We start from the raw sequence: 6,780 nt of genomic DNA, 5'->3' as shown, positions 1-6,780 counted from the left end.
CAGCCGGTGCTGCACCGTTGTGCCTGGGCGGGGCGAGGGGGGGCGCCCCCGCCCTGGCGGGGGGGGGGCCCCCCCCCGCGGCCCCCGGCCGGCGGACCGGGCTGGTGATGCTCCTCACCGGAATCGCCGGCTGGCTCGCCTCCCTCCAACTGGCCGTGGACGACTGGCGCCTGCTCCGCGACCCGGCGTACACGCCCCCGTGCGACATCAGCCCCGTCGTGAGCTGCGGCAGCGTCATGTCCAGCTCGCAGGGAAGCGTGTTCGGCTTCCCCAACATGCTTCTCGGAGTGGCCGCCTTCGCGGCCGTGGCCGCCCTCGGTGCCGCCGTCCTCACCGGCGCGCGACTGCACCGCGGACTCTGGCTGGCGCTGGGCGCCGGGGCGTTCACCGGGGTGGTGTTCGTCCACTGGCTGATCGTGCAGTCGCTCTACGAACTCGACAAGATCTGCCCCTACTGCGCCGTCGTGTGGGTCTCCACCATCGCGCTGTTCTGGTACGTCACCCTGCACTGTCTGGAACAGGGAGCCCTGCCCGCGCCGCGCCCGGTACTGACCGTCCTCCGGGACACGCACTGGATGCTGCTGGGCGCTTGGTACGGGGTGATCGGGCTGCTCGTCCTCACCCGCTTCTGGACGTACTGGAGCAGCCTGTTCTGATCCGCTGCCGGGGCCCGGTCCTGGCCGGGGCCCGGCAGCCGTGCGCGGTTCCCCGTCCTCAGTCCCGTGTCCGGTCGACGGCGGGCACGGCAGGCACGGCGGTGACGGGGTTGTGGCCCGTCGCGACCAGCCGCATGACGAAGCCCGCCACGCCCTCGAGCTGCCGGGCGTGCTCCAGTCCGCCCGTCACGGCGGGCGTGCCGCCGAGGTCGCGGACCAGCCCGGCGGCGACGCCGAGCGCCGTCTCGTCGTCCCCGCACATGGCCACGGTCCGCTCGGGCCGCCCCGGAGGCGCCGGTGCCAGCCAGCTCGTCCCCGCGTACAGGTGCAACGCCTTGACCACGTGGCTGCCCACGGCCCGCTCGGCGATGCGCTGCGCCGCCGATCCTGTGGAGGGCTTGAGCAGACCGGAGGTGTAGTCGACCGCGTTGGTGCAGTCGATCACCGTCTTGCCCGCCAGCGACCCCTGGTCCGCCCCGGCGAGGGCGAGCGCCTGGTCGACCCCCTCCCACGCCACCGCGACGACCACGGCGTCGCTCTCCCTGGCCACCCGCACGGGCACCGCCGCCTCGACCGCCTCGCCGAGCCGTTCGGCGATCGCCCGGGCCTTGTCCTGTGAACGACCCCCGACGAGCACACGGTGTCCCCGTCGTGTCCACGCCTCCGCCAGTGCGGCGGCCATCACGCCGGTGCCCAGAATTCCGATACGCACGTCTCTCTCCCGTTCCTCGAAGCCCTGACGTCCGACTACGTTAGGAACGTCGGGCCTACCGATCGGTGGGCCCGGATCCGGTAGGAAGGGACGCGTGACCGACCACTGTTCGCCCTTCGCCGCCGACTGCGCGGTGCGCCTGGCCACCGACCTGATCGCCCATACCTGGGACCCCGTGGTGCTGGTGGCGCTGCGAGCGGGCAGGCGTCGCCGGATCGACCTGCTGAGCGACATCGCGGGCGTCAGCGACAAGGTCCTGACCCAGGCGCTTCACCGTCTGCGCGCCAACGGCCTCATCACGCGGATCACTTCACCGGCCGACCGCTCCGTGGCGTACGAGCTGTCGGAACTGGGCCGCAGTCTCGCCGAGGGCCCGCTGGCCGCCCTCGGCCGGTGGGCGGTCGATCACGCGGACCAGGTCCTCGCCGCGCAGGAGCACCACGGAGCTCGCGCCCGCGGCCGGGCGGCGGCCGGGTGAGCGTGCGGTCGTGGCCGGGGCCGTACGTCCGTACGCGCCCCCGGTCATCCGCTCCCGGTCCTCGACGCCGTCGGCGACGTCACCGGGCAGTCCGTTCGGAGATCTTCGGGAGCACCTTCTCGGCGATGCCGAGGAGAGCCTCGTCCCCCGGGAGGGCTCCGGACGTGCTCCACACGGAGATCTCGCAGTAGCCGCCCCGGTCGTCACGGTCCAGGGCCACGGACAGCGTCCTGGCCAGGGGGCCTTGTCCGACCGGTCCGCCGGACGCGCCGCTCCCGAGGTCGATCTGGATGCTCATGGTGTGGTCCGAGGAGAGGACCGCGGGACGGCCGAGGACCTTCAGCGTCCTGACGTCCTGCTCGTCACCGAACTTCATCAGCTTCACGTACTGACGGGTCGACAGCTCGTTGTAGGTGACCGAGACGTTCACGGTGTACGTGTCGAGCCCGACCTCGGCCTCCGGCTGGGCGACCTTCCCGTCGGTCAGGGCAGCGGTGTTGTTGCTGCTGGAGACGGTGGTCACCGTCTCCCCGGGCGTTTCGAGGAGCTCGGCCAGGTCCTGCCGGTTGAGCGCTTCGCACAGCTCCTCACCGGTCACGGGCCGGGGCGTCCGCCGGTAGGCCTTCGGCAGCTCCTCATGTGTCGCGTCCGAACACGACACGGGCTCCGGGGTGTTGTCGTCGGACGGCAGGAAGCGCGGGCCCAGCCACAGCGCGGCGGCGAGTGCCCCGAACAGGGCCACGGCCGCGACGGCCTGGCCCCATGCGTTGTGGTCCTTCTCCGGAGTGCGCGGTGCGGGACGCGGGCCGGTTCCGGCCTGGGCGTGGGCCTGAGTCTGGGGCTGCGCCTGGGGCCGGGCGGCGGCATCGGCCGCAGCCCCGTCCGCGGAGACCGCCGGACCCGGGTTCCGGCGGGCGCGCAGGGCCTGGCGCACCGTGTGCACACGTACCGCGGTGAACACGAGGAACACCGTGCCGATACCGGCCGCGAACCAACTGCGCTCGATCACGGAGAGATACATGATGCGCACGCCGAAAACGGATCCGACCACGATGAGCAGGGGCTCGCGGACCCAGAACGGCAGGAGACGGAGGAGGAAACCGAGCATCCGGCGATCCCATCAGCACAAGATCACATCCGCCATGACGGAAGCCACAATTCCGGGCTCGTACGGGGCCCTCCGGGGCGAAAGCCCCCGATCCGGCGGTCCCGGGACCCGTTGCCGGGACGACGGCGGGGTGATGACCGGCACGACCACCGTCGGCTCGGACGAACCGGCCGTCCGTCATGAACCGGCCGTCCGTCACGAAGCGGCCGTCCTGGTCTCAGCCGTCCGCGAGAGGGTGGTGGCGGGCGCACGACTCCGTGAACGACCACGGGACCCAGGAAAGGGCCTCACGCCAACCGGGCCGCCCGCAGGCCCAGCCCTGAAGCACCTCGGCCACGGGTTCCACGGCGAAGACGCCGGGCCCGCGGGGCGCCCATGCCTGGAAGTGCCTGTCCGGCCCTCCCCCGCGGTATTCCACCTGATAGCTCAGGTCGTCGTTGAGGTACACCTGCATGTAGTGCTGGCCGGCGGGTTCCGCGTCGAGCCGCTTCACGACGACGAAGCGCCACGTGAGGCTCATGTCGGCCAACAGGTCGTGCAGTTGTTCCTCGGACGGGTCGTCCCAGGTCGTCCCGTCCGCCTCGACCGCTTGAAGCACTGGTGCTGCCATGCGGCCGACTCTAGCCACCTCCCGTGCCGTCGCTCCTGGCGGGTTCCCCTCCGGACACTCCGCGTCCCCGTCGCCGGGCGGATCCGAACACGTCCGAAAAACGTGCGCTCGAAGGCCCGTCGGCCTCGTTGAGCCATACGCCTCGAACCCCCTCAAGGAGACACCGAACCGTGAACGCCGACGTCTGGGACACCATCGGTCAGCTCGCCCGCTACTTCGAAGAACACGACACCGGGCTCGGCCTGGCCCCGGAGGAACAGTGGACCCTGCAAGTCCTCAAGATCGCGGAGGAGACCGGAGAAGCGTCCCAAGCGGTCATCGGAGCCCGCGGCACCAACCCCCGCAAAGGAACCGTGCCGTGGGACGACGCCCACGCGGAGATCGCGGATGTGGCCATCACGGCCCTGATCGCCCTGGCCCGCATGCGCCCGGACGGCCCCGCGGAGTACCTCGCCCGGCATCTGGCCGCCAAGTCGGCGAAGTTCCTCCCCCCGGCCCCCACGGTGGTCCCCGGCCCGACGGAACGGGCATGAACGACGGCAGGCGGTGCCCTCGGCCGGCACGCCGCCGGGCGAACGTCACGGAGGCTTTGATGCAGGTCGCTTCGTTGCCGTACCTCGATGAGCACACGACGGTCATCGAGGCGGAGAGCGCCGACGTCTGGCGCGGTCTGGCCGAGACACTGGACCGGGCCTTCTCGGGCCGCGGATGGGGCGGCTACGCGAGGCTGGTGGGATGCGCCGACCGGACGGCGTCCGGGCCGCGGCCTCCCGCCGAGGGCTCGACGTTTCCCGGTTGGCGGGTGGCCGCCGCGGTCCCGGGGCGGGAACTGGTGCTCCAGGGGAGCCACCGGTTCTCGTCCTACGCCCTGATCTTCCGTCTGGAACACGTCGCTCCGGGGCGATCACGGCTGCGGGCCGAGAGCAGGGCGGTCTTCCCCGGCCCGTCCGGCACCGTCTACCGAACGCTCGTCATAGGGACGCGCGGACACGTGGTCGGCATGCGGCGCCTCCTCTCGGCGGTCCGCCGCCGATCCGAGTAGGACCGACGCCGCGCGGGTCGACGGACGAGGGCGGCACGGCGGGTGCGTACCGGATCCCGGCCTCGCGGCGCGCCGCTTCCACGCCGGTGCCGCTAGGGTCGTGGACCATGACCGTGCTGCACGGCGCTCTCGTCGCCCTCCGGCCCGCCGTCCCGGACGACGTGCCCGCCCTGGCCGCCATCCGGGCCACGCCCGAAGTACGCGCGCGGTGGCGGGGCGGGGACGATCTCGAGGCGGAGGTCGCGGCCGATCTGCGGGACACCGGCACCCGGTGCCTGACGGTGGAGCACCACGGTCGGATCATCGGCATGATCCAGTGGTACGCCGAGGAGGAGCCGGACTACCGGCACGCCGGAATCGACCTCTTCCTCGATCCCGCGGTGCACGGCGGGGGCCTGGGCACCGACGCCGTACGGACGCTCGCCCGCCACCTCGTCGACGTCCACGGCCATCACCGCCTGGTCATCGACCCGGCGGCCGACAACGCCGCGGCGATCCGCTGCTACGCCAAGGTCGGCTTCCGCCCGGTCGGCATCATGCGGCGGTACGAGCGCGGCGCGGACGGCAGTTGGCACGACGGGCTTCTGATGGACCTCCTGGCCGACGAGGTGGTGCGCTGACCGCCGTCGGCACCGCCCCGGCCATACAGGTGACCGGCCCCCACACACCTCGCCGCGACCGCGCCGGCTCCTGGGCGGCGACGGCGGCCGTGGTTCTCGATGACGGTTACTCCCGGGGGCCGAGGTCTCCTTCCAGGACGGTCCGGATGATCAGGGGGCGGTCCCAGAGGGCCAGGATCTCGTTCGCGATGTCCACGACGGGCAGGGGGTCCTGGTTCCCGTGCACCACGATGGCGGCGGCCGACAGACTGCGCGGGACGGCTCCGGCGTCGAGCAGGACGCGCCATTCCTCGGCACCGAGCTCCAGGAACTCCAGCCCCTTGAGCCCGGTGATCTCCAAGGGGTCGGCCAGCGTGCCGGGGTAGGCGGTGAGGGTGCGCAGGCGGGGCAGACCGATGACGGGGGCCAGACCGAACCGCGCGCCGTTGCACACGCCGAGGGACAGGACTTCCAGGTCCGGGTGGGCGGCGGCCCGGACGCTCTCCAGGTGCGCGATGTTGACCCTGGCCACGACCGGTGGCCCCACCCGGGGGCTGCCGGACTCCGTGGCGAGCCGGCCCAGCACCATGTCGGTGAGCGAGTCGGCGACGAGCTCCGCGCCGGTGTCCTCCTCGTGGGAGAGCATGATGACCTGTCCCCTGTGCCCGCGGGGGCCCGGTGTCAGATCGACGGCCAGCCGGTCTCCGCCGCCGTTGTCGCCGAAGGCGATCCACCCGGGTGAGCCGACGAGTCCCTGCACCCTGGCGTCGGGCGGGGTGACGACCGCCTCCGTCGCCCCGAACCTCCAGCGGAAGCGGCGGGACGCCGCGTCGGCGACGTACAGGCCGTCGAGGTCGAACAGTTCGCAGCCGACCGCCGAGGACGCGCGTTCCGCCGCCTCGTAGTCGTCGCCCAGGTCCTCCCACCGTGACCGTGTCACCCGGTAGAGCGCCTTGAGCTCGTCGGGCAGCGCGACCCCGAGGCGCGCCTCGGCCGCGGCGATCTCCTCCTCCGTTGCACCGATGGCGTGCGGCAGCCGCTCGCGCAGCGTCCGCTCCAGCAGCGCCGGGTCGGCCGAGGGGGCCGGGACCGCTCCGGGCGCGGGATCGGGGAGACGGCGCCAGGGCTCGGGGAGGGATCCTTCGACCAGGACGAGGGCTCCCGGGTGCGGGGTGCCGATGCCGGGTTCCACGGCCGGGCTTGGCGCGAGGAGGCGGAGCGTGGTGTCTCCGGCCGGCCGGATCTCCGCCGTGAACGAGACGTCGTCGGTCCCGGCGTCCGCGAGGGCGCTCTGCACCCGCTGCACGGCGTCGAACTCCTCCTGCATGTCCTCCACCAGAGTGGCGCGGCCCGGCGGCGGCATCCGCCGCTTCAGGGCGAGACTCCAGCCGCCCCTGCCGATACGTCCCGCCACACGGACGGGGCGGCCGGCGCTCCTCCCCTCGTCGGCGTCCAGCAGGAGCCGCAGCACGGGCTCCCAGGTCGCGAAGTCGTGTATCGATGCCGTGGACGGATCCTGATCAACCATGCCCGGACCGTACGGGGAGCCACTGACATCCGGTGTCGCCGGCCTCC

General features: G+C 72.6%; 9 protein-coding genes. 5 read left to right on the top strand and 4 right to left on the bottom strand.

The window, feature by feature from the left end; translation table 11 throughout:
• Positions 1 to 107: 107 nt before the first annotated feature.
• A complete protein-coding gene (locus ACFW6B_RS02340; RefSeq protein WP_386591421.1) occupies positions 108 to 656 on the top strand; it encodes a vitamin K epoxide reductase family protein in 549 nt (182 codons plus the stop codon).
• A 58-nt stretch (positions 657 to 714) separates the two neighbouring features.
• On the opposite strand, the gene ACFW6B_RS02335 is transcribed toward ACFW6B_RS02340, so the two are convergent.
• A complete protein-coding gene (locus tag ACFW6B_RS02335; protein WP_386591420.1) occupies positions 715 to 1,368 on the bottom strand; it encodes an NADPH-dependent F420 reductase in 654 nt (217 codons plus the stop codon).
• A 94-nt stretch (positions 1,369 to 1,462) separates the two neighbouring features.
• On the opposite strand from ACFW6B_RS02335, the gene ACFW6B_RS02330 reads away from it, so the two are divergent.
• A complete protein-coding gene (locus ACFW6B_RS02330; RefSeq protein WP_386591419.1) occupies positions 1,463 to 1,846 on the top strand; it encodes a winged helix-turn-helix transcriptional regulator in 384 nt (127 codons plus the stop codon).
• Between the two features lie 79 nt (positions 1,847 to 1,925).
• On the opposite strand, the gene ACFW6B_RS02325 is transcribed toward ACFW6B_RS02330, so the two are convergent.
• Together ACFW6B_RS02325 and ACFW6B_RS02320 are read right to left on the bottom strand one after the other, a co-directional pair.
• Complete coding sequence (locus tag ACFW6B_RS02325; RefSeq protein WP_386591418.1) at positions 1,926 to 2,954, bottom strand: DUF6215 domain-containing protein; 1,029 nt, start codon at positions 2,952 to 2,954, stop codon at positions 1,926 to 1,928.
• 217 nt (positions 2,955 to 3,171) lie between these two features.
• Complete coding sequence (locus tag ACFW6B_RS02320; protein ID WP_386591417.1) at positions 3,172 to 3,564, bottom strand: hypothetical protein; 393 nt, start codon at positions 3,562 to 3,564, stop codon at positions 3,172 to 3,174.
• Positions 3,565 to 3,734: 170 nt separating this feature from the next.
• Between ACFW6B_RS02320 and ACFW6B_RS02315 the strand changes: the two genes are divergently transcribed.
• The 3 genes from ACFW6B_RS02315 (at position 3,735) to ACFW6B_RS02305 (ending at position 5,226) form a co-directional block, all read left to right on the top strand.
• Positions 3,735 to 4,097 carry a MazG-like family protein gene (locus ACFW6B_RS02315; protein WP_386591415.1) on the top strand — a complete coding sequence of 121 codons (363 nt, stop codon included), beginning with the start codon at positions 3,735 to 3,737 and terminating at the stop codon, positions 4,095 to 4,097.
• Between the two features lie 59 nt (positions 4,098 to 4,156).
• Positions 4,157 to 4,606 (top strand): hypothetical protein, encoded by a 450-nt coding sequence (locus ACFW6B_RS02310; RefSeq protein WP_386591414.1) that lies wholly within the window; start codon positions 4,157 to 4,159, stop codon positions 4,604 to 4,606.
• A gap of 107 nt (positions 4,607 to 4,713) precedes the next feature.
• On the top strand, positions 4,714 to 5,226 hold the full coding sequence (locus ACFW6B_RS02305) for a GNAT family N-acetyltransferase (RefSeq protein WP_386591413.1): 513 nt from the start codon (positions 4,714 to 4,716) through the stop codon (positions 5,224 to 5,226).
• Positions 5,227 to 5,332: 106 nt separating this feature from the next.
• Here the strand turns inward: ACFW6B_RS02305 and ACFW6B_RS02300 are convergent, their stop codons facing one another.
• On the bottom strand, positions 5,333 to 6,733 hold the full coding sequence (locus tag ACFW6B_RS02300; RefSeq protein WP_386591412.1) for an SMI1/KNR4 family protein: 1,401 nt from the start codon (positions 6,731 to 6,733) through the stop codon (positions 5,333 to 5,335).
• Positions 6,734 to 6,780: the final 47 nt, after the last annotated feature.

Origin of the sequence: Streptomyces sp. NPDC058751 (assembly GCF_042746485.1) — a bacterium.
Lineage (GTDB): Bacteria > Actinomycetota > Actinomycetes > Streptomycetales > Streptomycetaceae > Streptomyces.
This window is presented reverse-complemented; position numbering and strand designations above follow the sequence as displayed.

What these genes read in the sequence shown, in the direction of transcription:
- ACFW6B_RS02340 (WP_386591421.1), top strand. Translation starts at nt 108, where the DNA reads ATGCTCCTCACCGGAATCGCCGGCTGGCTCGCCTCCCTCCAACTGGCC.
- ACFW6B_RS02325 (WP_386591418.1), bottom strand. Translation starts at nt 2,954, where the DNA reads ATGCTCGGTTTCCTCCTCCGTCTCCTGCCGTTCTGGGTCCGCGAGCCC.
- ACFW6B_RS02320 (WP_386591417.1), bottom strand. Translation starts at nt 3,564, where the DNA reads ATGGCAGCACCAGTGCTTCAAGCGGTCGAGGCGGACGGGACGACCTGG.
- ACFW6B_RS02310 (WP_386591414.1), top strand. Translation starts at nt 4,157, where the DNA reads ATGCAGGTCGCTTCGTTGCCGTACCTCGATGAGCACACGACGGTCATC.
- ACFW6B_RS02305 (WP_386591413.1), top strand. Translation starts at nt 4,714, where the DNA reads ATGACCGTGCTGCACGGCGCTCTCGTCGCCCTCCGGCCCGCCGTCCCG.
- ACFW6B_RS02300 (WP_386591412.1), bottom strand. Translation starts at nt 6,733, where the DNA reads ATGGTTGATCAGGATCCGTCCACGGCATCGATACACGACTTCGCGACC.